The sequence below is a fragment of the Bordetella holmesii genome, assembly GCF_020735985.1.
In the GTDB taxonomy this organism is placed as follows: domain Bacteria; phylum Pseudomonadota; class Gammaproteobacteria; order Burkholderiales; family Burkholderiaceae_B; genus Bordetella; species Bordetella holmesii.
In genome coordinates, this window is the sequence record NZ_CP085973.1 from 846,023 (window position 1) to 868,537 (window position 22,515).

General features: G+C 61.6%; 17 protein-coding genes, 1 tRNA gene and 6 pseudogenes. 11 read left to right on the forward strand and 13 right to left on the reverse strand.

What is annotated here, in order from left to right; all coding sequences use genetic code 11:
* Positions 1–3: 3 nt before the first annotated feature.
* From LK440_RS03950 to LK440_RS03960, 3 genes and pseudogenes are all read left to right on the forward strand, one after another.
* Positions 4–711, forward strand: coding sequence for an SDR family NAD(P)-dependent oxidoreductase (locus tag LK440_RS03950; RefSeq protein ID WP_005015120.1), 708 nt, complete (start codon positions 4–6; stop codon positions 709–711).
* Positions 708–1,459: pseudogene (locus LK440_RS03955) on the forward strand (SDR family NAD(P)-dependent oxidoreductase). Before LK440_RS03950 ends, LK440_RS03955 begins: the two are co-directional and overlap by 4 nt.
* A 63-nt stretch (positions 1,460–1,522) precedes the next feature.
* Complete coding sequence (locus tag LK440_RS03960) at positions 1,523–2,548, forward strand: Bug family tripartite tricarboxylate transporter substrate binding protein (RefSeq protein WP_005015116.1); 1,026 nt, start codon at positions 1,523–1,525, stop codon at positions 2,546–2,548.
* A 122-nt stretch (positions 2,549–2,670) separates the two neighbouring features.
* Here LK440_RS03960 and LK440_RS03965 read toward each other — a convergent pair whose 3' ends face one another.
* From LK440_RS03965 to LK440_RS03990, 6 genes and pseudogenes are all read right to left on the reverse strand, one after another.
* The gene (locus LK440_RS03965; RefSeq protein ID WP_005015114.1) at positions 2,671–3,279 is read right to left on the reverse strand and encodes a LysE family translocator; all 609 of its coding nucleotides are present in this window, start codon (positions 3,277–3,279) and stop codon (positions 2,671–2,673) included.
* A 60-nt stretch (positions 3,280–3,339) separates the two neighbouring features.
* Positions 3,340–4,524 (reverse strand): 2-methylaconitate cis-trans isomerase PrpF, encoded by a 1,185-nt coding sequence (prpF, locus tag LK440_RS03970; RefSeq protein ID WP_005015113.1) that lies wholly within the window; start codon positions 4,522–4,524, stop codon positions 3,340–3,342.
* A 56-nt stretch (positions 4,525–4,580) separates the two neighbouring features.
* The gene (gene acnD, locus LK440_RS03975; protein WP_005015108.1) at positions 4,581–7,196 is read right to left on the reverse strand and encodes a Fe/S-dependent 2-methylisocitrate dehydratase AcnD; all 2,616 of its coding nucleotides are present in this window, start codon (positions 7,194–7,196) and stop codon (positions 4,581–4,583) included.
* A complete protein-coding gene (locus LK440_RS03980; RefSeq protein ID WP_025341186.1) occupies positions 7,193–7,900 on the reverse strand; it encodes a GntR family transcriptional regulator in 708 nt (235 codons plus the stop codon). The genes acnD and LK440_RS03980 overlap by 4 nt, the downstream gene beginning before the upstream one ends.
* A 181-nt stretch (positions 7,901–8,081) precedes the next feature.
* Positions 8,082–8,735 (reverse strand): thiol:disulfide interchange protein DsbG, encoded by a 654-nt coding sequence (gene dsbG / locus LK440_RS03985; RefSeq protein WP_005015101.1) that lies wholly within the window; start codon positions 8,733–8,735, stop codon positions 8,082–8,084.
* A 516-nt stretch (positions 8,736–9,251) separates the two neighbouring features.
* Positions 9,252–10,105: pseudogene (locus LK440_RS03990) on the reverse strand (IS3 family transposase).
* Positions 10,106–10,165: 60 nt separating this feature from the next.
* Here LK440_RS03990 and LK440_RS03995 point away from each other — a divergent pair.
* Positions 10,166–10,693: pseudogene (locus LK440_RS03995) on the forward strand (IS3 family transposase); the annotation flags it as partial.
* Between the two features lie 31 nt (positions 10,694–10,724).
* On the opposite strand, the gene LK440_RS04000 reads toward LK440_RS03995, so the two are convergent.
* Positions 10,725–10,800 (reverse strand) — tRNA-Gly (locus tag LK440_RS04000).
* A 206-nt stretch (positions 10,801–11,006) separates the two neighbouring features.
* On the opposite strand from LK440_RS04000, the gene murB reads away from it, so the two are divergent.
* Positions 11,007–12,026: a UDP-N-acetylmuramate dehydrogenase gene (gene murB / locus LK440_RS04005; RefSeq protein WP_169510525.1), complete on the forward strand. Its 1,020-nt coding sequence runs from the start codon at positions 11,007–11,009 to the stop codon at positions 12,024–12,026.
* Between the two features lie 57 nt (positions 12,027–12,083).
* Here murB and dapB read toward each other — a convergent pair whose 3' ends face one another.
* Together dapB and LK440_RS04015 are read right to left on the reverse strand one after the other, a co-directional pair.
* Positions 12,084–12,875: a 4-hydroxy-tetrahydrodipicolinate reductase gene (dapB, locus tag LK440_RS04010; protein ID WP_005015090.1), complete on the reverse strand. Its 792-nt coding sequence runs from the start codon at positions 12,873–12,875 to the stop codon at positions 12,084–12,086.
* 15 nt (positions 12,876–12,890) lie between these two features.
* On the reverse strand, positions 12,891–13,439 hold the full coding sequence (locus tag LK440_RS04015; RefSeq protein WP_025341184.1) for an outer membrane protein assembly factor BamE: 549 nt from the start codon (positions 13,437–13,439) through the stop codon (positions 12,891–12,893).
* A gap of 219 nt (positions 13,440–13,658) precedes the next feature.
* Between LK440_RS04015 and fur the strand changes: the two genes are divergently transcribed.
* Entirely contained in the window at positions 13,659–14,075 is a 417-nt protein-coding gene (fur, locus tag LK440_RS04020) for a ferric iron uptake transcriptional regulator (RefSeq protein WP_005015081.1), read from the forward strand.
* Positions 14,076–14,124: 49 nt separating this feature from the next.
* Here fur and LK440_RS04025 read toward each other — a convergent pair.
* Positions 14,125–14,733, reverse strand: a pseudogene (locus tag LK440_RS04025) (ISL3 family transposase); the annotation flags it as partial.
* A gap of 56 nt (positions 14,734–14,789) precedes the next feature.
* Between LK440_RS04025 and LK440_RS04030 the strand changes: the two are divergent.
* Positions 14,790–15,912: pseudogene (locus LK440_RS04030) on the forward strand (IS3 family transposase).
* Between the two features lie 15 nt (positions 15,913–15,927).
* Here the strand turns inward: LK440_RS04030 and LK440_RS04035 are convergent.
* From LK440_RS04035 to LK440_RS04045, 3 genes and pseudogenes are all read right to left on the reverse strand, one after another.
* Positions 15,928–16,623, reverse strand: a pseudogene (locus tag LK440_RS04035) (ISL3 family transposase); the annotation flags it as partial.
* Between the two features lie 104 nt (positions 16,624–16,727).
* Entirely contained in the window at positions 16,728–18,383 is a 1,656-nt protein-coding gene (gene recN / locus LK440_RS04040) for a DNA repair protein RecN (RefSeq protein WP_005015076.1), read from the reverse strand.
* 21 nt (positions 18,384–18,404) lie between these two features.
* Positions 18,405–19,304 carry an NAD kinase gene (locus LK440_RS04045; RefSeq protein ID WP_005015074.1) on the reverse strand — a complete coding sequence of 300 codons (900 nt, stop codon included), beginning with the start codon at positions 19,302–19,304 and terminating at the stop codon, positions 18,405–18,407.
* 109 nt (positions 19,305–19,413) lie between these two features.
* On the opposite strand from LK440_RS04045, the gene hrcA reads away from it, so the two are divergent.
* From hrcA to grpE, 4 genes are all read left to right on the forward strand, one after another.
* Entirely contained in the window at positions 19,414–20,418 is a 1,005-nt protein-coding gene (hrcA, locus tag LK440_RS04050) for a heat-inducible transcriptional repressor HrcA (RefSeq protein WP_005015063.1), read from the forward strand.
* 32 nt (positions 20,419–20,450) lie between these two features.
* On the forward strand, positions 20,451–21,542 hold the full coding sequence (gene hemH, locus LK440_RS04055; RefSeq protein WP_005015061.1) for a ferrochelatase: 1,092 nt from the start codon (positions 20,451–20,453) through the stop codon (positions 21,540–21,542).
* 86 nt (positions 21,543–21,628) lie between these two features.
* Positions 21,629–21,862 (forward strand): hypothetical protein, encoded by a 234-nt coding sequence (locus tag LK440_RS04060; protein WP_005015059.1) that lies wholly within the window; start codon positions 21,629–21,631, stop codon positions 21,860–21,862.
* Positions 21,863–21,975: 113 nt separating this feature from the next.
* Positions 21,976–22,506, forward strand: a complete 531-nt coding sequence (gene grpE, locus LK440_RS04065; RefSeq protein WP_005015058.1) for a nucleotide exchange factor GrpE — start codon at positions 21,976–21,978, stop codon at positions 22,504–22,506.
* The last annotated feature ends 9 nt before the right edge of the window (positions 22,507–22,515 follow it).

Here is a 22,515-nt window from a genome sequence, read left to right on the forward strand (position 1 = left end):
CGCATGTCTGTTGACCGCGTTGCTGTCGTTACCGGATCCGCCTCAGGCATAGGCCTGGCGCTTACCAGGCGTTTGCTTGGCGCAGGCTGGCGGGTGCATGGTCTGGACCGGCAGGCCTGGCCCGACGAAGAGTCTATTGCCTATCGCCATCATCGTATCGATTTGACGCAGACGGCTGGCATCGATCGCCTGGCCGAGGCACTGCCCGCACACGTGCAGGTGTTCGTGCATTGTGCGGGTGTCATGCGCAGCGGCGGGGCGTTTGACTCGCAGCGCGACGATACCGAGCTGCTCTGGCGTCTGCACGGGGCAGCCCCGCTGGCAATCATCGGGCTGCTGGCTGAGCGGTTGCGGCCGCTGGAGGGCCGTATCGTACTGGTGTCGAGCCGCGCCGTGCTGGGGCGCGCGCAGCGTGCCGCCTATGCCGCGACCAAGGCTGCTCAGATCGGCATGGCCCGCAGCCTGGCCGCCGAATGGATAGGCCAGGGGATTATCGTCAATGTGGTCGCGCCCGGTGCGGTCGACACCCCCATGTTGAGCGATCCCGAGCGTGGCGCACCGCCTCAGGTGAGCCTTCCGTTGGGACGCCTGATTCGGCCGGAAGAGGTCGTCAGTGCGATTGAGTTTTTTCTGTCGCCGCACAGCAGCGCCATCACTGGACAAACGCTTTATGTCTGCGGCGGCGCCTCCTTGGGAGGCATGGCGTTATGAGCCCTGATCTTGCAGAACAGGTCGTCGTCATTACCGGTGCGGCCGGAGACCTCGGTTGGGGTATTGCCCGCGAGTGCCTCACTGCCGGCGCGCGGGTGGCCTTGATCGACCTGGACGCTGACGCGCTGGTGCCATTGGGTCGAGCCGATGATGAGCGAATTCTGCGCTTGCAATGTGATGTTGCCGATCCCATGCAGACGCGCGCTGCGGTCGAGGCGTGTTGGCGCGCTGGTCGCGCATCGATGTGCTGGTCAATAACGCCGCGGTCGTCACGCCAGGCGACAAAGTGGGCGATCTGTCGGCCTCGCATTGGCACCAGGCGCTGTCCATCAATCTGATCGGTGCATGGTTGATGAGCAAATGGGCGCTGGCGCCGATGCGGCGTGCCGGCCGCGGCGTGGTGATCAACGTCGCTTCGCAGTTGGGAAGCGTGGCCGCCGTCGGGCGCGGGGCCTATGGCACGAGCAAGGCCGGGCTCATCGCCCTGGCACGGGCCATCGCCGTGGATCATGCCGACGAGGGTATACGGGCGATGAGCCTGTCGCCAGGTGCGGTGCTGACGGGTAGGGTTCTGCGCCGCTATGGCGATGCCGAGGCAGCGCGACAGGCGTTGGCACCACGTTACCCCTCGGGGAGATTGGGCGAGGTGGAAGAAATTGCGCGTACGGCCTTGTTCCTCATGAGCAAGGATGCCGCGTTCATCACGGGCACGGATGTGCGCGTGGATGGGGGGTACACCGCAGTATAGCGGTGGCCGATTTGTGGGTTGTATTTGATGTTTGCATTGATTCGAGCACAGAAGGATAGACACATGAAGACGGGGAATTTCACCACTGCCGGCGCCAGCCTGCGCCGCAGCCTGCTCAAGCACGCCGCCTTGCCATTGTTGGCAGGGGTACTGGGCATGTCCGCCACGGTCGCCGCCGTGGCGCAGAGCAACTATCCGACTCGGCCGGTCACGATCATCGTGCCATTTCCGGCGGGCGGAGCGACCGATATCACCGCGCGCCTGGTCGCCGAGGGGTTGGCCAAGAAGTGGGGGCAGGGCGTCGTTGTCGAAAACCGTCCGGGCGCGGGCGGCAATCTAGGTTCGGAGTACGTGGCGCGCGCCGCGCCCGACGGATACACATTGGTGTTGGGCGTGACGGGTTCGCACGGCATCAACACGTCGCTCTACAAGAATATGCGCTATGACCCGCGTAAGGATTTCGAACCCATTACACAGGCCACTCTTTATCCCAACGCCATCGTCGTCAACAACGATGTGCCGGCCAAGAATCTTCCCGAGCTGATCGCCCTTTTGAAAAAGGGCGTCGTGCAGTATTCCTATGGTTCAGACGGCAACGGCACGGCTTCTCACCTGGGCATGGAACTGCTCAAGAACCAGGGAAACTTTGCGCTGACTCATATTCCCTATCGTGGCAGTGCGCCCATGGTCACGGATCTGCTGGGTGGACAGATTCAGGTTGGCATCACCGGTTTGCCCGCAGTGCAAGCCTACGCAAAAAGCGGCAAGTTGCGCATCATCGGGCTGACCACGGGAGAGCGCTTTGCCAGCGCGCCGGATTATTCCACGGTGGCCGAGCAAGGCTTTCCGGGATTCTCGGCTCCGCCATGGTCAGGTTTCTTCGCTCCCAAGGGCACGCCCAAAGCGTTGGTCGAGAAGATCTCGGCGGACATGCGCGAAGTCATGACGGATCCCGCCGCCAAAGAGAAGATGATTGCCGCGGGCAGCGAATTCACGCCTTCGACTCCGGAGCAGTTCGCGGCCTTCGTCGATAAGGAAATCGCCAAGTGGGCCGAGGCCGTCAAGATCTCGGGCGCACGCGTGGATTGATGGTTCGTGCTTGAGGTGCGGTGTTAGGGTGCCTCGCCGGTCACCGCTGATGTCGCGCTGTTTTCCAGCCAGGCCATTCGGCCTGGCTCTTTTTCGTCCGGCCTTTTCTTCCAAACCGGCGCCTAGGTCGTGGGCAGTGCAATGCCCATGATGGCGAACAGGCCGCCACACGCTTTGTTGAAACGGCCGCCGCAACGCTCCAGCCAGGGGCGTACCCTATGTGCCAGCCGCGCCAGCAGATACTCGACGCCGAACTCGATCACGGCAAACGTGGCGGCCATGATGGCGAACTGCATCAGTAGGCTGCGCGCCGGGTCGATGAATTGTGGCAAGAAAGCGCTGTAGAAAAGCAGGGCCTTGGGGTTGGATATGGCCGACAGGAAACCCTGGCTGAACATCTGCGTGCCGCGCAGCCGGGGCATGTCTGGCCGAGCGTGCAGGTGTACCCCCGGCGCACGCCACAGCTGGATGCCTAGCCACACCAGATACAGGCCGCCTGCCCACTTCAACACGCCTAGCGCAGGCGCCCAGGCGTTGAGCAGCGCGCTGATACCCAGCATCGACAAGGCGATGAGCGCGATAAAACCGACAGCGCCTCCGCTGATGGTGCACAGCGCCCGGCGATGGCCATGTAGCGCGCCATGCGTCAACGCCAGCAATGTGTTGGGACCGGGCGTCAACGAGAGTCCGGTGACGGCGATCAAATAGATCAGCCAGCTGTGCAAGGCCATGAGGGTGGATTCAGAAGTTGAAAAGCAAAAGGGCGGCCGTCGCCGCCTTCTTGAGCGTGCTCAGAATCCTTCGCGCGGCAGGTGGACGTAGCCATCCATCAGGGTACGCGCGCTACGGCTCATGATGGCCTTGGTGACCGTCCACTCTCCGTCGATGGATTCGGCCTGGGCGCCCACGCGTAACGTCCCCGACGGGTGGCCGAAACATACCGTATCGCGTTGACCGCCACCGGCGGCGAGGTTGACCAGCGTGCCCGGGACGGCAGCGGCTGTGGCAATGGCCACCGAAGCCGTGCCCATCATGGCGTGATGCAGTTTGCCCATGGACAGCGCGCGTACGAGTACGTCGATATCGGATCGTGCTATCTGCTTCCCGCTGGATGCCGCATAGGCTTTTGGGGGCGCAACGAAAGCGACCTTGGGAGTGTGCTGGCGCGTGGCAGCGTCCTCTATCCGTGTGATCAATCCCATGCGCAGTGCACCATGCGCGCGTATGGTCTCGAAACGGGCCAATGCTGACGGATCACCATTGATGGCGTCCTGCAACTCCGTGCCGTCGTAGCCCAGCGCGTCGGCTTCCAGAAAGATCGTTGGTATGCCAGAGTTGATCATGGTGGCGCGCAAGCGTCCCACGCCGGGCACGTCGAGTTCGTCGACGACATTGCCCGTCGGAAACATCGAGCCGCCGTCGCCGTCATCGGCAGGATTCATGAATTCGAGTTGGATTTCCGCAGCCGGGAACGTCACGCCGTCGAGTTCGAAGTCGCCGGTTTCCTGGACGGCGCCATCGGTCATCGGCACGTGGGCCACAATGGTCTTACCGATATTGGCCTGCCAGATGCGCACGACGGCGACGCCATTGGCAGGTACTCGCTCAGCATCAACCAGACCATTGGTGATGGCAAAAGGTCCCACTGCCGCTGACAGGTTTCCGCAGTTTCCACTCCAGTCTACGAAGGGCTGGTCTATGGATACTTGGCCAAAGAGATAGTCGATGTCGTGGCCGGGCCGGTTGCTCTTGGACAGGATGACAGTCTTGCTGGTGCTGGACGTCGCTGCCCCCATGCCGTCGATCTGCTTGCCATACGGATCCGGGCTGCCGATGACACGCATCAGCAGCGCATCGCGGGCGGCGCCGGGTACGCGTGCCGATTCAGGGAGATCTTCACGGTTGAAGAAAACGCCTTTACTGGTGCCGCCGCGCATATACGTTGCGCGGATCCGAGTCTGGGGGGCGTGAGCCATGTCGCAGTCCTGGTAAAAGGAAGGGGAGGGATGGGCGGCAAGCGCCCATGCGCGTATCAAGAGGCTTGGCGACCTTCGGCTGCCGAAGATGCTTCAAGGAAATCCTGGGCAAAACGTTGCAGGACGCCACCGGCCTCATAGATGGAAACCTCTTCGGCGGTATCCAGGCGGCAGGTCACGGCCACTTCCAGGCGTTGGCCGCCGCGGCGATGGATAACCAGAGTGAGGTCGGCGCGGGGTTTTCTCTGGCCAACCACATCATAGGTTTCGGAACCGTCGAGCTCCAGTGTGTTGCGATTGACGCCCGGCTTGAATTCCAGTGGCAGCACTCCCATGCCGATCAGATTGGTGCGATGGATGCGCTCAAAGCCCTCGGCCACGATGGTCTCCACGCCGGCTAGCCGCACACCTTTGGCCGCCCAGTCGCGCGAGGAACCCTGGCCGTAGTCGGCTCCGGCCACGATGATCAGGGGCTGCTTGCGCTCCATGTACGTTTCAATGGCCTCCCACATGCGCATGATTTGGCCTTGCGGCTCGACGCGAGCCAGCGAGCCTTGCCGCACGCTGCCATCGTCGTTGCGCACCATTTCGTTAAAGAGCTTGGGGTTGGCGAAGGTTGCGCGCTGCGCGGTCAGATGATCGCCGCGATGTGTCGCATAAGAGTTGTAGTCCTCCTCCGGCAGGCCCATCTTGGCGAGATACTCGCCGGCTGCGCTATCGCCCATGATGGCGTTGGACGGAGAGAGGTGATCCGTGGTGATGTTGTCGCCCAGCACGGCGATCGCGCGCATGCCTTGCAGCGTGCGATCGCCGGCCAGGGCGCCTTCCCAATACGGGGGACGGCGGATGTAAGTACTGGCAGCACGCCAGGGGTAGAGCGGGTCGACGGCGGTCTTGCGGTCATCGAGGATGTCGAACATCGGCGCGTATACCTGCCGGAATTGCTCGGGCTTGACCGCGGCGTTGACCACGGCGTCAATCTCCGCGTCACTGGGCCAGATGTCTGCCAGGCGGATCTCGCGGCCTTGCGCGTCTAGCCCCAGAACATCGCGTTCGATATCAAAGCGGATCGTTCCGGCAATAGCGTACGCCACGACCAGGGGCGGCGAGGCCAGAAAGGCCTGCTTGGCATAGGGATGAATGCGCCCGTCGAAATTGCGGTTGCCCGAGAGCACGGCCGTGGAATAGAGGTCGCGGTCGATGATTTCCTGCTGAATGACAGGGTCGAGCGCGCCGGACATGCCGTTGCATGTGGTACAGGCAAAGGCCACCACGCCGAAGCCCAGTTGTTCCAGCTCGGACAGCAGTCCAGCTTCTTCGAGATAGAGCGCAACGGTCTTTGATCCGGGCGCCAACGAGCTCTTGACCCAGGGCTGGCGCGTTAAGCCCGCACGGTTGGCATTGCGCGCCAGCAGGCCGGCGGCTATCACGTTGCGCGGGTTGCTCGTATTGGTGCAGCTGGTGATCGCGGCGATGATCACCGCGCCGTCGGGCATCTGGCCGGGTGTCTGTTCGACCTTGCCCGCGATGCCTTGTTCTGCCAGCGCAGAGACTGGCAGGCGGCGATGCGGGTTGGACGGGCCGGCCAGGGTGCGGACCACCGTGGACAGATCAAACTGCAGAACGCGCTCATAGCGGGCGTTGACCAGGCTATCTGCCCAAAGGCCGGTTGTCTTGGCATAGGTCTCGACCAGGTCGATCTGGCTCTCCTCGCGGCCGGTCAGGCGCAGATAGGCAATCGTCTGTTGATCGATGGCGAACATGGCCGCCGTGGCGCCATACTCGGGAGCCATATTGGAGATCGTTGCGCGGTCACCCAGGGTGAGCGCGGCGGCTCCTTCGCCGTAGAACTCCAGGTAGGCGCCGACCACTTTCTCCTTGCGCAGAAACTCGGTCAGTGTCAGCACCACGTCGGTGGCCGTGATGCTCGGTTCAGGCCGCCCTGTCAGTTGCACGCCGACGATGTCGGGCAGCCGCATCCATGAAGCGCGGCCCAGCATGACGTTTTCGGCTTCGAGTCCGCCCACACCGATGGCGATCACGCCCAGTGCGTCGACATGGGACGTATGGCTGTCCGTGCCGACCAAGGTATCTGGGTAGGCCACGCCGTCCTGGGTATAGATTACTGGCGACATGCGCTCCAGATTGATCTGGTGCATGATGCCATTGCCCGGCGGCACGATATCGATGTTACGAAATGCCTGCTTGGTCCAGTCGATGAAGTGAAAACGGTCCTCATTGCGACGGTCTTCCACTGCGCGATTCTTGGCAAAGGCGTCAGGATCGTTGCCGTCATACTCAACTGCCAGAGAGTGATCGACGATCAACTGCACAGGGACTACCGGATTCACCTTGGCGGGGTCGCCACCCTTGTCGGCGATGGCGTCGCGCAGGCCGGCCAGATCCACCAACGCGGTCTGGCCGAGAATGTCATGGCACACCACGCGGGCCGGATACCACGGGAAGTCGAGATCGCGGCGGCGTTCGATGAGCTGTCTGAGCGCATCGGTCAGCAGCGCCGGGTCGCAGCGCCGCACGAGGTTCTCGGCCAGTACGCGCGAGGTGTAGGGCAACCCATCGTAGGCGCCGCAGGAGATGGCCTCCACGGCGGCGCGGGCATCGAAGTAATCCAGGCGGGTTCCGGGCAGGGGCTTGCGATAGGAGTGGTTCATGCTTGGCTCTTGGGCTGCTTGCCTTGGGTGATTTGCTGCTCGATATTGAGGCGGGAGGCACGGATGTGCCGCCGCATCAGGATTTCGGCCAGTTCGCCGTCGCCATCGGCGATAGCGTCCAGAATGCGGTGATGTTCGGCATACGATTGTTTGGGCCGGTTGGGCGTATTCGAGTACTGGATGCGATACATGCGGGCGAGCTGATAGAGCTCATCGCAAAGCATGCGAAACAGCATCTGGTTGCCACTTCCCTTGACGATGCGATAGTGAAAGTCGTAGTCGCCTTCCTGTTGGTAATAACCCAGACCCGCCTGGAAGGCTGCATCTTTTTCGTGTGCATGCAGCACATCGCGCAGTTGCTGGACCTCTTGCGCGGGCATGCGGTCGGCCGCCAACCGGCAGGCCATGCCTTCGAGCGACTCTCGGATTTCGTAGAGTTCGCTCAACTCCTTGGGACTCAGGGATACAACCCGGGCCCCCGCGTGAGGCACCCGAACCAACAGGCGCTGCCCCTCCAGCCGGTGCAGCGCCTCGCGCAATGGGCCGCGGCTGACGCCATGGACGCGAGCCAGCTCGGGCTCCGACATTTTGCTGCCCGGTGCAATGTCGCCCTTGATGATGGCGGATTGCAGCTTGCGAAACAGCTGATCGGACAGGGTTTGGTTGTCTGCCGCCAGATCGGAAGGCGGAATGGGTTGATGCATTGTGTCGACAATATTATGAAATATTGGAAGGGTGACCGATGTTTTCCCGCGAAAATCGATCATATTGTCAACAATGTAGTGCCAAACGGCCACGGCTGCAAGCCGTCGTCTTATACGCGACGGTCGGACAGGGGCATCGTGGCCGATGGTGGTACGGGGCGCAGGTGCGACGCCCTGGCGCCTAGCGGTGTCCCAGGATGCGCTCCCAGCCACCGGTGCGGGGCAGGCCATTGAGCCGCTGCAACCGCCCTTGATCATCCAGATAGACGATGCCAGGGGTACCTCGGAAACCCAACTTCGCCATCAGGTCATGGTTCTGCGTCAGACGCGTACGCACTACCTCAGGCACGCTGGCCGCGGGTTTGATACCCCCCTGCCGGAAGTTGCGCTCGTTCTCGATCAGGGCCGCCGTGGGGTCGCTGGCACCAAGAATGGCTGCGGCTTTGGTGCTGCTGCTGGCGTTGATGATGCCAATGAGGATGTGGCGTAACTGCACCTTTCCTGCCTGTACCCACGGGCGGGCGGTTTCCGAGAAACGGTTGCAATAGGGGCAGTTCGGGTCACTGAAGGTGTAGACCACCCGGGGGGCATCCTGTCTGCCGTCGGCCACCCATGTCGCCTCGGAAAGGGCATGCCAGACGGTTTCGCTTTGACTGTTCGGGCGGCGCGGTTGGGGCTGTGCTGCTTCTGGCGAGGCTGTCGGCGTGACGACGTTTTGGCGTTCGCCGGCCATTGCGTACGTGGTCAAGGTGTGCTGACTCGCCATGGAGCCGAAGCCCGCGATGCACGCCGCCGCGCCGAGCAAGAGGGAGGCTATGGTTCTGGTCGATGACATGGCAACACTCCTATGCCTGGTTTGTTAGAGGGTGAGTGAGAAACACCGCGTGAGGCGTTACTCATGCGGCAAAGCGAACGATGTTTCGATTGCCGTGGCCGCGATGGCGACGCGCCTGGCGCCGCCCCGAGGCGGCCCTGCGCGGTGTCCGAATCACCGTCGCCGACCTGCAGTTGGACCTGGCGCCTGGTTGGGCGGTTCATCAGCGAGCGGGTAAGTCCGTCTGTTTAGGCTCGCTATCTCAGGCCGCACGGTATTGCCACGTACTCGACGCGGGTCGAAAGGGGCGCCTGGTGTTGGCGCGATCGGTTTCGAGCTGGCGGCAGCGCTCTGGTTGGCGCGGCGTCAGCCGAACGAACTAGGGGTTTTTTTCGCCTGCTTGGCCTGGCCTGCTACATTCCCCATCGCATCGCGGGCTGACATAAGACATAACGATCAGGAGACAGGGCGCTATGAGGTTGGAGGATCTCGAGGTATTCCGGCACGTTCATGAGGCGGGCTGACCTGCCCCCAGATTTAGTACGGCACCGACATAGAGCCCAGGGGTAAAAGACCTTCTTTCTGATGAGCCTGCACGAATTGCGCCGGCGTTAAATATCCGAGCGCGCTGTGAGGCCGATCGGTGTTGTACTCGACTCGCCAGTTTTCGATCAAGCTTTTAGCCTGTCGCAGGGACAAGAACCAGTGCTCGTTAAGGCATTCGTCGCGGAACTTGCCGTTGAAACTTTCGATATAAGCGTTCTCCACCGGCTTACCCGGCCGAATAAACGACAGCTTTACGCCTGCTTGGTAGGCCCAGGCGTCCAAGGCTCTTCCGGCGAACTCTGGCCCGTTGTCCACGGTAATAGATCGCGGCAGGCCACGCATCTCCGCCAGCCGTTGCAGCACCATGGCAACACGCAGTCCCGGCAACGACGTATCGACCTCGATGGCCAGGCATTCGCGAGTGTAGTCATCGACGATAGTCAAACAGCGGAATCGGCGGCCATAGGCTAGGCCGTCGGCCACAAAGTCCATTGACCAACTCTGATTCGGCGCGATTGCCGCTGGGCGAACCACGCGCTCGGTCATTAATGTCCTGACCGCCTCGCGTTTGGCCTGCGGGCTGACTACTTTCGGCTTAGCAGATCCTGAAGCGCCGCCTTGTCCAGCATCGACTCGGCCAACAGCTTCTTGAGCTTGTTGTTCTCCTGCTCCAGCTCCTTGAGCCTCTGAGCGTCCGACACCGTCATGCCACCGAACTTCGCCTTCCAGTTGTAGTACGTTGCCTCGGAGATTCCGTGCTTGCGGCACAACTCTGCGGGCTTGGCACCTGCATCGGCTTCCTTGAGCACGCCGATGATTTGCTCTTCCGTAAATCGTTTCTTCATTGCCATTCCTTTGGGAACGGACTCTACATCGATTTCGTACTAATCACGGGGAGCAGGTCACTACAACGCCAGTTCCGGGTCGATGCCCCCAACCAGGTCTGGGTGACCGACATTACCTACATCCGAACACACGAAGGTTGGCTCTATCTTGCCGCGGTATTGGATCTGTTCTCGCGGCAGATCGTGGGCTGGTCCATGAGCGATCGGATGACCCGAGAACTTGCCATCAACGCATTGCTGGCTGCGGTCTGGCGTCGTAAACCAGAGGCCGAAGTACTCGTGCATTCAGACCAAGGGAGTCAGTTCAGCAGTCATGACTGGCAAGACTTCCTGAAAGCCCATCGGTTGCGCCCCAGCATGAGCAGACGAGGAAACTGCTATGACAACGCCGTTGCTGAGAGCTTCTTTCAGTTGCTCAAGCGTGAAAGAATCCGACGCAAGATCTATTCCACTCGCGACCAGGCACGCGCCGATGTGTTTGACTATATCGAGTTGTTCTACAACCCACGACGGCGCCACAGCTATATCGGCCAGGTTTCTCCGGTAGAGTTCGAACGGCGCTACTTTTTGATGAACGGGACTGTCTAAGAAACCCGGGGCGATTCAATAGAGCAAAATTTGGAGCGGGAAACGAGTCTCGAACTCGCGACCTCAACCTTGGCAAGGTTGCGCTCTACCAACTGAGCTATTCCCGCAGGGGTTTTCGTTTTTTGAAAGCAGTTCAATGCGACACTGTTTTCACGAAAGACACGCATCTTACATGAAATTTTGATTTGTGCAAAGCGAGAAATTTTTCTGCTTTTTCGCTTTTGGCGCGTCATTGACGGCAGCCGGCGGTGGCAAATCAATCGTTCAAGTAATATGAGCGAAGACAGAAACTATAGCATAGCTTTTCTTGCCCATGTCAATTTCCCTCGTGCCAACGAACCAGGATTTGCGCGATTTGAATACGTTCCGGCTGGCGTCGCGCGCAGCTGCCTTTGTGACCCTCGACGATGAGGCACAGTTGCCTGCCGTGTCTGCCTGGCTAGCTCGTTACCCGGGATGTCTGGTTCTGGGTGGGGGCAGCAATGTGGTGCTGGGGGAGGTCTTGAGCGACCTGGTCGTCAAGGTGGGGCTACGCGGAATTCGCCTGCTCCAGACGCGCGATGATGCGTGGCTGGTGGAGGCTGCAGCGGGCGAGCGTTGGCATGATTTCGTCGCGCATTGCACCGAGCAGGGGTGGGCCGGACTGGAGAATCTGGCGCTCATACCCGGCACGGTAGGGGCGGCGCCGGTGCAGAATATCGGTGCATACGGGGTAGAGTTGGCCGATCGTTTCGACAGCCTGGACGCCTGGGATTTGCAACAGGGCAGGGCAGTGCGATTCGAGGCACGCGACTGCCGCTTTGCGTACCGGGATAGTGTGTTCAAGCAGCAGCCCGGTCGGTGGTTGATTACCCGGGTACGGTTTGCGTTGCCGCGCCCTTGGCGCGCCGTGCTGAACTACCCCGATTTGCAGCGCTGGCCAGCCTTGCAGCAGGCTGAAGTGGACGCGCGGACGATTTTTCAGGCCGTATGCGCCATCCGGCAGGCCAAGCTGCCCGATCCGGCGGTGATCGGCAATGCCGGCAGTTTCTTCAAGAACCCGTTGGTCGACGCCACCGTACGTGAGTCATTGTTGGCGCGATACCCCGAGCTGGTGTCCTACGCACAACCGGATGGCCGCTACAAGCTGGCTGCCGGCTGGTTGATTGACCAATGCGGCTGGAAGGGGCGTGATCTGGGCCCGGCCGGCGTGCACGACCGTCAGGCGCTGGTGTTGGTCAATCGCGGGGCGGCCACGGCGCGGGATATTCTGGCGCTGGCCGATGCGATTCGCACCGATGTGCAGGGCCGTTTCGGGGTCTGGTTGGAGCCGGAGCCTGTCGTGGTGGCATGACCGTCCACAAAGCAAGAAGCCGGCGCGTGCCGGCTTCTTGCTTTGGCGTATCAGGGCTCAGAGGCCGAGCACGGCCTGCATGTCGTAGAGCCCATTGCGTTTGCCGTCGAGGAACTTGGCGGCACGCACGGCCCCTTGCGCGTAGGTGGCGCGACTGCTGGAGCGGTGGGTGATCTCGATACGCTCGCCCGTGCCGCAGAAGTACACCGTGTGGTCGCCGACGATGTCACCGCCACGCACCACGGAGAAGCCGATGGTGCCGGGTTTGCGCGCACCGGTTTCGCCGTGGCGACTCCAGGTGGCCACGTCGGGCAGCGCGACATTCCAGGCCGACGCGACGGCTTCGCCCATGGCCAGGGCGGTGCCCGACGGGGCATCCACTTTGTTGCGGTGGTGGGCTTCGAAGACTTCGACGTCATAGCCGCTGTTGAGGATGCGAGCGGCCATGTCCAGCAACTTGAGGGTGGCATTGACGCCCACGCTCATGTTGGGTGCAAACACGATGGCGATCTTCTGGGCGGCGACTTCGATGGCCGCGCGGCCGGCATCGTCAAAGCCCGTGGTGCCGATCACCGTGCGGGTGCCGTGTTTCAGGCAGGCCTGAAGATGCTCCAGGGTGCCTTCCGGTCGAGTAAAGTCGATCAGGCAGTCGGCGTGAGCCAAGCTGTCCACGTTGTCGCTGATGAGTACGCCGGTCTCCCGGCCCAGGAAAGCGCCTGCATCCTGGCCCACGAAGGCAGAGTCTTTGCGGTCCAGCGCCACGGTGAGGTCAACTCCATCCGTGTTCAAGATGGCTTCGATCAGCATGTGGCCCATGCGGCCGCTGGCGCCGGCAATCGCGATACGCATTGTGTTTCCTTCGGCTTACTTGAGCGGTTCGGGCGAGCTGCCAGGCATGCCGGGAGTGCTGGTGGCTGGCTGGGTCGCGGTGTTGATTTGGATGTTCGAGTGAACCGGTTCCGTTTTCTCGGCCTGTTCGGCTCGCTTCTCAGCGGCGATTTCGGCGTTGTCGGCTTTCTCCAGGGCTGCGGCGTTGGGCAGGTTGATCTGGAAAGGCTGCAGCTCAGGTTGTTGGTCACCGTCCCAGCGGACGAGCCGGTCGTTTTCGAAGAAGACCGTGAAGTGGCGTTCCTGTGCTTTGCCGTAGCCGGGCTTGAAATAGTACGGATAGTCCCAGCGGTCGGCATGCAGCACGCTGGTCAGCGTCGGACTGCCCAGCGCAAAGCGGACCTGCTCGCGAGACATGCCGGGCTGCAATAGCGCGACTTGTTCCCGGGTGATCCAGTTGCCTTGCTGCATGTCCGCGCGGTACGGGAAGCCCCATTTTCCAGAAGAGCAGCCGGCCAGGGCCGCGGCCAGCACCAGGGTTCCCAGCACCGCCTTGACGGGCCGGGAGGGATTACGAGCAATTATGGACACTACGCGCCCCTATTATTGGAAACGGACAAAACCGTTATCATAAAGGTTTAAATAACGGATAGTTCCGCAAGGCAACACGAATTGAGGCGCTGGCCCGCTCGGTCTGAAAGATCGCCCCGCGACGACGGAGCGGCAATGCGAAATAGGGCCGCATTGTAGACTGCGGATGGGCCGGATGCCGGAGACTTGCCTCAGTGGACGGAGAGCGACTACATGAGCGACCAGAGCGAATTGAAAAACATGGGTTTGAAGGCGACCTTTCCCCGCCTCAAGATTCTGGACATTTTCCGCAAGTCGGACCAGCGTCACCTCAGCGCTGAAGATGTCTATCGCGCCCTCATCGGAGAGAGCGTCGAGATCGGTCTGGCAACGGTTTATCGCGTCCTTACTCAGTTTGAGCAGGCCGGCATCCTGAGCCGCAGCCAGTTCGACACGGGCAAGGCCGTATTTGAGCTCAACGACGGCGACCACCACGACCATCTCATCTGCACGAACTGCGGCAAGGTGGTTGAATTTTCGGACGTCGATATCGAGAAGCGTCAACACAAGGTCGCCAAGGACAATGGCTTTGTCCTCGAAAGCCACGCGATGGTGCTCTACGGCATGTGCTCGGACTGCCAGCGCAATTAAAGTTTTGGTGCCGCACTGAACCCGGCCTCGTGCCGGGTTTTTTTGTGGTTCATCGAGGAATACCGGGGAATGCAGACCGGATCTTGAGGAAGAAGTACTCCTGATCGCGGTAGCCGTAGGCGCGGCGCTTGATGACTTTGATGGTGTTGTTGATGCCCTCGACGATGCTGGTGTTGAGCCGGTGGCGACAGCGAGACAGAATCCCGTGCAGATAGGCTTTTAGCTTGAGCGCGAAGTGAGCCAAGGCGGCGATGCCGCTGCCCTGAGCCTGTTGCAGCCAGTGATCCCATGCCTGGCGGGCGTAGCCGGGGTGTTGGTAGAACCACAGCTGTTTGAGCTCATCGCGCATCAGATAAGCGGTGAGCAAGGGCTGGTTGGCCTGGAGCAACTCGTCCAACTTTACCGATTGGCACGGATCGAGGTTTTTGCGATTGCGCAGCAGTAGCCAGCGACTGGACTTGATCACCCGGCGGGCCGGCTTGTCGTGCCGCAACTGGTTCGCTTGGTCTACACGCACCCGGTCTATCACTTCACGGCCGTACTTGGCCACGACGTGGAACAGGTCGTAGACGATCTCGGCGTTGGGGCAGTTGGCCTGGATCTCCAGCTCATAGGCCGTCGTCATGTCGATCGCTACGGCCCGGATCTGCTGGGTGACCTGCTCCCCGTGATTAGTACGAAATCGATGTAGAGTCCGTTCCCAAAGGAATGGCAATGAAGAAACGATTTACGGAAGAGCAAATCATCGGCGTGCTCAAGGAAGCCGATGCAGGTGCCAAGCCCGCAGAGTTGTGCCGCAAGCACGGAATCTCCGAGGCAACGTACTACAACTGGAAGGCGAAGTTCGGTGGCATGACGGTGTCGGACGCTCAGAGGCTCAAGGAGCTGGAGCAGGAGAACAACAAGCTCAAGAAGCTGTTGGCCGAGTCGATGCTGGACAAGGCGGCGCTTCAGGATCTGCTAAGCCGAAAGTAGTCAGCCCGCAGGCCAAACGCGAGGCGGTCAGGACATTAATGACCGAGCGCAGCATGGGTGTTACCCGGGCCTGTGGGCTGGTAGGAATTTCGCGGTCGCTGTTTGCCTACGAGAGCACACGCTCAGGCGATGCTGCGCTGACCGAGCGCATGAAAGAGATGGCAGTGGCGAAACGACGCTACGGCTATCGGAGGATCCATGTGCTCTTACGTCGCGAAGGCTGGCAAGCAAATCACAAGCGAATCTGGCGGCTGTACAGTCTGGCAGGGTTAAGCGTGCGAAAACGAAAGCGTAAGCGAATCGCGGCGACCGAGCGCGTGGTTCGCCCAGCGGCAATCGCGCCGAATCAGAGTTGGTCAATGGACTTTGTGGCCGACGGCCTAGCCTATGGCCGCCGATTCCGCTGTTTGACTATCGTCGATGACTACACTCGCGAATGCCTGGCCATCGAGGTCGATACGTCGTTGCCGGGACTGCGTGTTGCCATGGTGCTGCAACGGCTGGCGGAGATGCGTGGCCTGCCGCGATCTATTACCGTGGACAACGGGCCAGAGTTCGCCGGAAGAGCCTTGGACGCCTGGGGGCCTACCAAGCAGGCGTAAAGCTGTCGTTTATTCGGCCGGGTAAGCCGGTGGAGAACGCTTATATCGAAAGTTTCAACGGCAAGTTCCGCGACGAATGCCTTAACGAGCACTGGTTCTTGTCCCTGCGACAGGCTAAAAGCTTGATCGAAAACTGGCGAGTCGAGTACAACACCGATCGGCCTCACAGCGCGCTCGGATATTTAACGCCGGCGCAATTCGTGCAGGCTCATCAGAAAGAAGGTCTTTTACCCCTGGGCTCTATGTCGGTGCCGTACTAAATCTGGGGGCAGGTCATCGGCGTTGGGGCAGTTGGCCTGGATCTCCAGCTCATAGGCCGTCGTCATGTCGATCGCTACGGCCCGGATCTGCTGGGCAACCCCAGTTGGCAGTTGTTCGAAGAAGGCTCTGGCCGTCTCGCGCGAGCGGCCATCACCGATCCATAGCACCTGACGGCGGATCGGATCGACAACGACCGTGGCATAACGATGGCCCTTGTGTAGAGCGAACTCGTCCATCGCTAGGTAGTGGATCTGGCTCCAGTCCGGCTCTTGGATCGCCCGTCGCAGCAGGGCCTTGTCCAGCGCCTTGACCGTGTGCCAACCCAGTTGGAAGAAGCGCGCCACGGCCAGAATGTTGCTGGACTCAAGCAACTGGCTGACCGCCTCGGCCAGCCGGTCGGTCACTCGCTGGTAACGGCCCAGCCAGCTCAGCCTCTCCAGATGCGGTCCACCGCACTGCTCGCACCAGACCCGCCGACGCGGCACTACCAGCGTCACTCGCAGCGCCATTAGCGGCAGATCCCGCACCCGGCGCGTGGTCGTCTCATGCACCTGCCGACATCGGTTGCCGCAGTGCTCGCAGTGCATCGTTCGCGCTGAAGGCTTCAGGTAAATCGTGACCGTCCGGCTCTCACCTTCAGGCCACACGACCCGCTCCACCCGATAACCTTCCCACCCACCCAACCTCTCGATCGTCTTGCGGTCCAGCATGATCCCGGCCTTGATCCTTGAAAAATCAAGGATCAAGCGTAACGGCAATCAAGCACGGCTCCACGCTATTCCGCGATGAACCTTTTTTGTGCGGGCGCGGGACGTCACGCCGTGTGGGTGTTCTGCAGCATCTCGCGCGCATGCTCGAGTGTGGTGGGCGTGATGGTGATGCCGCCCAGCATGCGGGCGACCTCTTCGACCCGCTCATCGGCGTCCAGCTCGGCAATGCGCGATCGCGTGATGCCGGCTTTTTCGCTCTTGCTCACACGGAACTGGTGATTGCTGCAGGCAGCCACCTGGGGCAAGTGCGTCACGCACAGCACCTGATGCCGCGCGCCCAGTTCGCGCAGCAGTTTGCCGACGACTTCCGCGACGGCTCCTCCCACGCCACTGTCGACCTCATCGAAGATCAACGTCGGCACGCGAGCAGCGCGGCTTGCGATGACCGAGAGCGCCAACGAGATGCGTGACATTTCGCCGCCGGAGGCCACTTTGGCCAAGGGCCGGGCCGAGGTGCCGGCGTGGCCGGCCACGAGAAACTCGACCGTCTCATTGCCTTGTGCGCTGGCCGGCCCGGCCGTCAGCGCCGCCTCGAAGCGTCCGCCACTCATGGACAGAGTCTGCATGGCACGGCTGACGTGTTTGCCCAGGTCGCCGGCGATTCGCTGCCTCGCCTGGCTCAGCAGTGCCGCTGCGCTGTCATATTGGGCCTGCGCGGCGTGGACTTGAGCGCGCAAGGCTTCGACATCGGCTGCGGCCTGCAAATGAGCCAACTGCTCGCGCAGACCGGTCCGCATCGAAGCCAGGCTCTCGGGTTCGGCCTTGAATTTGCGCGCCGTATCGAAGACTGCGCTCAGCCGTGCCTCGGCAGCGCTCAGGCGGTCAGGGTCCAGATCGACGCGGCTTAGGTAGTTATTCAGGTCGGAGATCGCTTCGCTCATGGCGATGCGGGCTGACTCCAGTTCTTCTGCAATGGCGTGCAGGCCGCTGTCGTGGCGCAGCATCTGTTGCAGTCGGTTGCTGGCTGCATTCAGGCGCGAGAGCGCAGAGTCGTGTTCGCCATCCAGCGCTTCGATGATCTGGCCCGCGCCATCGAGCAGGGACTGGGCGTGCGAAAGACGGCTGTGCTCGGCCTGCAGGGTATCCCACTCACCCTCGGCAAGATTCAGGCGATCCAGGTCGTCGAGCTGCCATTGAAGGCGCTCGCGCTCGACAGTGAGGGCGTCGGCGTCCCGTTCGGCGGTCTCCAGTTGGCGGGCCAGGCCACGCCAATGCTTCCAGGCCTGGGCCACAAGCTGGCGCAGCTCAGCATGTCCGCCGTGCGCATCGAGCAGATCGCGCTGGGCGTCTGGCCGCATCAGACTTTGATGAGCGTGCTGACCGTGGATGTCGACCAGCGTTTCACCCAGCTCCCGCAACTGCGTCACGGTAGCGGGCATGCCATTGATATAGGCGCGGCTACGTCCCTGGGCGTCGATGACCCGGCGCAGAGAAAGCTCTTCGGCGGGCTCGAGCTCGCGTTCGGCCAGCCAGGCCGTCAAATGCGCAGGAGTGTCAAAAATAGCCGTGATGTCGGTTCGGGCTGCGCCTTCACGCAGTACGCTGGCATCGCCGCGCCCGCCCAGGGCCAGGGCCAGGGCATCGATCAAAATGGACTTGCCAGCACCGGTTTCGCCCGTAAAAACGGTGAAACCGGAACCAAAATGAATGTCCGTCTGTTCAACGATGACGAAGTCGCGGATATGCAGGGTTCGCAACATAGCGGGCGCTGCCGGGATGGATTACTCGATGTTGTCGGTGGCCTGCGGCATCAGATTCCAATGCAGCTTGCGGCGCAGGGTGGAGAAAAAGCTATAGCCCTGGGGGTGAACCAGGCGGGCGGTATGCGGGGCGCGCTGCACGGTAATGCGGTCACCCAGTTGAAGATCCGACCAGGTCTGCATGTCAAAGTGGACCGAAGCACCTGTCTCGACGCGGCCGATGGCGGTCAGTGTCATGTTGAGCACGCCACTGTCAGGGATGACGATAGGGCGGTTGGACAGGCTTTGCGGCGCCACGGGCACCAGCACCATGGCATTGAGCCCGGGGTGCAGCAGCGGGCCGGCGGCCGACAGCGCATAGGCGGTTGAGCCGGTGGGTGTGGCAATGATCAGCCCATCGGCCCGCTGGGTGTACATGTAAACGCCATCGAGCTCGACGCGCATTTCGATCATGCCGCCGCGTCCGGCCCGATTGAGCACCACGTCGTTGAGCGCCGAGGCCGAATACATGTGGGCATCACCGCGCCAGACGCTGCCCTGAAGCAGCATCCGCTCTTCGATCTGGAAGTTGCCATCGAGTACGCGCGCCAGCGCATTGCGGGCATCTTGCAGCGGAATGTCCGTGATGAAGCCCAGCCGGCCATGGTTGATGCCCACCAGGGGCACGCCATAGGGAGCCAGGTGGCGCGCCGCGCCCAGAACCGTGCCATCGCCACCCATGACCACGGCCAGTGAGGCCGCCTCGCCGATTTCCTGCAAGGTGGCTTCGGGGTATTCATGCACGCCGGTATTGCGCGCCGTGTCGGCATCGACCAGAACACGCCGGCCGGCTTGCGTGAGCATCTCGGCGAGCGTGCGCAGGGGCGCGTCCAGGCCAGTGTCCTGGTAGCGTCCGATCAGGGCGACGATAGGAAAGTGCATGAGCGGGTTTCAGTGGATTCGTGAGGCGTATCAGGCGATTATATGGGGCCGCATATCATGTCGGAGGACAAAAATCGCCTCCTGGCTAAACTTTCCATAAAATAGTCTCATGGACGACCGCGCACGAGCTTTGCTGAAAGCGTTGATTGAACGCTATATCGCCGACGGGCAACCGGTGGGTTCTCGTACGCTATCGAAGGTATTTGACCTCTCTCCGGCCACTATACGCAACGTCATGGCGGATCTGGAGGAGCTCGGGCTGATACACAGCCCGCACACTTCGGCAGGCCGTGTGCCCACGCCCCGGGGCTATCGGATGTTCGTGGATTCGCTACTGGCGGTGCACCCGTACCAGTTCGAGCCGGCCAATATGTCAGAGCTGCTGCCCATGGTTGAACCCAGCCGTGCGGTCAATGCCGCAGCCGCTTTGCTATCGAATCTGACGCAGTTCGCGGGTGTGGTGCTCACCCCCAAGCGGGCGCAGGTGTTTCGTCAGATCGAGTTCGTGCGTCTGACCGACAAGCGTGTCTTGTTGATCATCGTCACGCCCGATGGCGACGTGCAGAACCGCATCATGCAGGTGCAGCGCGATTATGCCGAAAGCGAATTGCTCGAGGCGGGCAATTTTTTCAATCAACATTTCTCCGGCAAGTCCTTTGATGCGGTGCGGCGGACGCTCTCTACCGAGCTCACGCAGTTGCGCGAGGACATCTCCCGTCTGATGCAGGCCGCCGCCGAAGTGGGTGCCGAGGCGGCGGACGAGGGTGACTCGGTGGTGATTTCCGGCGAGCGAAAGCTGCTGGATGTCACCGATATCGCCTCGGATATGGACCGCTTGCGCAAGATGTTCTCGTTGTTCGAAAAGAAGACCGATCTGCTGCAGTTGCTGGACGTTTCCAGCCGCGCCCAGGGCGTGCAGATCTATATCGGTGGGGACTCGCAGTTGGTTCCCATGGATGAAGTCACCGTAGTGACGGCTCCCTATGGGGTGGACGGCCAGATCGTCGGCACGCTGGGCGTGATCGGGCCTACCCGGATGTCCTATGAGCGGGTGATACCCATTGTCGATATCACGGCCCGCCTGCTGTCGAACGCGCTCAGCCATAATCAATAATTCCAACCACGGCCTCGCGCCCGGAGACGTCAGTGTTTCTTCGCTTGTTCAAGTACTTGTGGCCTGAGCGCTTCCTGGCCGAGCCGGTCCGCGGCGACGATCCGTTCGACGACAATCCGCCGGCGCGCGAGCCTGGGCGGTCGGGCGTGCTTCTGGTCAATCTCGGCACGCCGGACACGCCTTCCGCGGGCGACATCCGCAAGTATCTGGGCGAGTTTCTCTCCGACCCCCGTGTGATCGAGATTCCCTCTTATTTGTGGAAACCGATACTGTATGGCCTGGTGCTGACCATGCGGCCGAAGAAGCTCGCTCCACGCTATGCGGATATATGGATGGAGGAGGGCTCGCCGCTCTTGGTCTACAGCCGGCAGCAGGCCGAGGGTGTGGCCAAGGTGTTGGCCAGTCGTGGCCTGGACGTACCGGTCGTTTTGGGCATGCGCTATGGCAATCCGTCGGTGGCCGACGGCATTGCGCGGTTGCGCGACCAGGGCTGCGACCACATCCTTACCGTGCCGCTTTATCCGCAATATGCAGCCAGCACGACCGCCACCGCCGTGGATGCGGTGACGCGCCACGCCGCGCGCCTGAGGGACCAGCCGGCGATGCGCTTCGTCAAACGCTTCTACGATGATCCTGTCTACCTCGACGCGCAGGCCGAACGCATTCGCGCCTTCTGGCAAGCGCAGGGCAAGCCGCAGAAACTGCTTATGAGTTTTCATGGCTTGCCGCGTTACTCGATCGAACTGGGCGACCCTTATTACCGGGATTGCCTGGATACGGCCCGATTGTTGAGGGAGCGCCTTGGGCTGGCAGCCGATGAGGTGGAGGTGTGTTTTCAGAGTCGGTTCGGTTCGGCGCGCTGGATGGAGCCTTATACCGAGCCCACCCTCAAGGAGTTGGCGCGTCAGGGGGTAAGCGAGGTCGATGTGGTTTGTCCCGGTTTCGTGGCGGATTGCCTCGAAACCCTGGAGGAGATCAATCAGGAGTGCCGGCAGGCTTTTATGCAAGCCGGCGGCAAGCGTTTTCGTTGCATTCCTGCGCTCAATGACAGTCCGCTTTGGGCCGAGGGGCTGGCCAGCCTCGTGCAAAGCCAATTGCAAGGGTGGCCGGTCAGCCGATCGTGAATCGCGTAAACTGAATACGGCTCTTACACGCATGGCGTGTGTAAGTATTGTCTATTGCACAACACCCTTTTCCAGGAGACGGCAAGATGACACCTCCCACCCGCCCCAGAGTAGGCACGTCGGGTGCGCCCGGCCACGACAACCTCGAGGAAGACGCGGTCGAGCGCGATCTTGACGAGGCACTGATGGAAAGCTTTCCGGCCAGTGACCCCGTCGCCATCACACCAGAAGAAGATCGACCGGATCCGGTCGACGAGGCGCTTAAAGAGTCCTTTCCTGCCAGTGATCCGCCGGCGCCGACTCAGCCCCGCAAAAAATAAGGTACCAGGGCCCTGTGCCCTGGTCTTTTTTTGCCTTTTCCCCCCTTGAAGCCAGAGAACTGGCCCTCATTTATGGGCTGATACCGTATTCATCCCTATTCTGGAGGACTCTCATGACGGCACCTCAAGAGCCTGTCGATCAAGACGCCAGCGCCGGCTTGCCCGCAGAAGACGTGCACGCTGAATTGGCCGCCGTGCGTGCCGAACTGGCCGCCGCCCAGGCACAGGTTCAATCTCAGCAGGAGCAGGTGCTGCGCGCCATGGCCGAAGCCGAGAACGTGCGCCGCCGTGCGCAGGAAGACGTCTCGAAGGCGCGCAAGTTCGGCATTGAGTCGTTCGCCGAGAGCCTGGTGCCGGTCAAGGACAGCCTGGAAGCCGCTCTGGCTCAGCCTGACCAGACCGTCGAGGCCCTGCGCGAAGGCGTGGAAGTCACGCTCAAGCAATTGGTCGGCGCCTTCGAGCGCAACATGCTCAAGGAAATTGCCCCGGCCCAGGGAGACAAGTTCGACCCGCACATGCACCAGGCCATCTCGTCGGTGCCTGCCGGACAGCCCGCCAATACCGTGGTGCAAGTGCTGCAAAAAGGCTACGCCATTGCCGATCGCACGCTGCGCCCGGCGTTGGTCGTGGTCTCGGCAGGCTGAGTGGCCTGA

What these genes read in the sequence shown, in the direction of transcription:
- hrcA (WP_005015063.1), top strand. Translation starts at nt 19,414, where the DNA reads ATGGACGACCGCGCACGAGCTTTGCTGAAAGCGTTGATTGAACGCTAT.
- LK440_RS03965 (WP_005015114.1), bottom strand. Translation starts at nt 3,279, where the DNA reads ATGGCCTTGCACAGCTGGCTGATCTATTTGATCGCCGTCACCGGACTC.
- recN (WP_005015076.1), bottom strand. Translation starts at nt 18,383, where the DNA reads ATGTTGCGAACCCTGCATATCCGCGACTTCGTCATCGTTGAACAGACG.
- prpF (WP_005015113.1), bottom strand. Translation starts at nt 4,524, where the DNA reads ATGGCTCACGCCCCCCAGACTCGGATCCGCGCAACGTATATGCGCGGC.
- LK440_RS04060 (WP_005015059.1), top strand. Translation starts at nt 21,629, where the DNA reads ATGACACCTCCCACCCGCCCCAGAGTAGGCACGTCGGGTGCGCCCGGC.
- fur (WP_005015081.1), top strand. Translation starts at nt 13,659, where the DNA reads ATGAGCGACCAGAGCGAATTGAAAAACATGGGTTTGAAGGCGACCTTT.
- LK440_RS04045 (WP_005015074.1), bottom strand. Translation starts at nt 19,304, where the DNA reads ATGCACTTTCCTATCGTCGCCCTGATCGGACGCTACCAGGACACTGGC.
- LK440_RS03950 (WP_005015120.1), top strand. Translation starts at nt 4, where the DNA reads ATGTCTGTTGACCGCGTTGCTGTCGTTACCGGATCCGCCTCAGGCATA.
- murB (WP_169510525.1), top strand. Translation starts at nt 11,007, where the DNA reads ATGTCAATTTCCCTCGTGCCAACGAACCAGGATTTGCGCGATTTGAAT.
- dapB (WP_005015090.1), bottom strand. Translation starts at nt 12,875, where the DNA reads ATGCGTATCGCGATTGCCGGCGCCAGCGGCCGCATGGGCCACATGCTG.
- LK440_RS03960 (WP_005015116.1), top strand. Translation starts at nt 1,523, where the DNA reads ATGAAGACGGGGAATTTCACCACTGCCGGCGCCAGCCTGCGCCGCAGC.
- LK440_RS03980 (WP_025341186.1), bottom strand. Translation starts at nt 7,900, where the DNA reads ATGCATCAACCCATTCCGCCTTCCGATCTGGCGGCAGACAACCAAACC.
- dsbG (WP_005015101.1), bottom strand. Translation starts at nt 8,735, where the DNA reads ATGTCATCGACCAGAACCATAGCCTCCCTCTTGCTCGGCGCGGCGGCG.
- grpE (WP_005015058.1), top strand. Translation starts at nt 21,976, where the DNA reads ATGACGGCACCTCAAGAGCCTGTCGATCAAGACGCCAGCGCCGGCTTG.
- acnD (WP_005015108.1), bottom strand. Translation starts at nt 7,196, where the DNA reads ATGAACCACTCCTATCGCAAGCCCCTGCCCGGAACCCGCCTGGATTAC.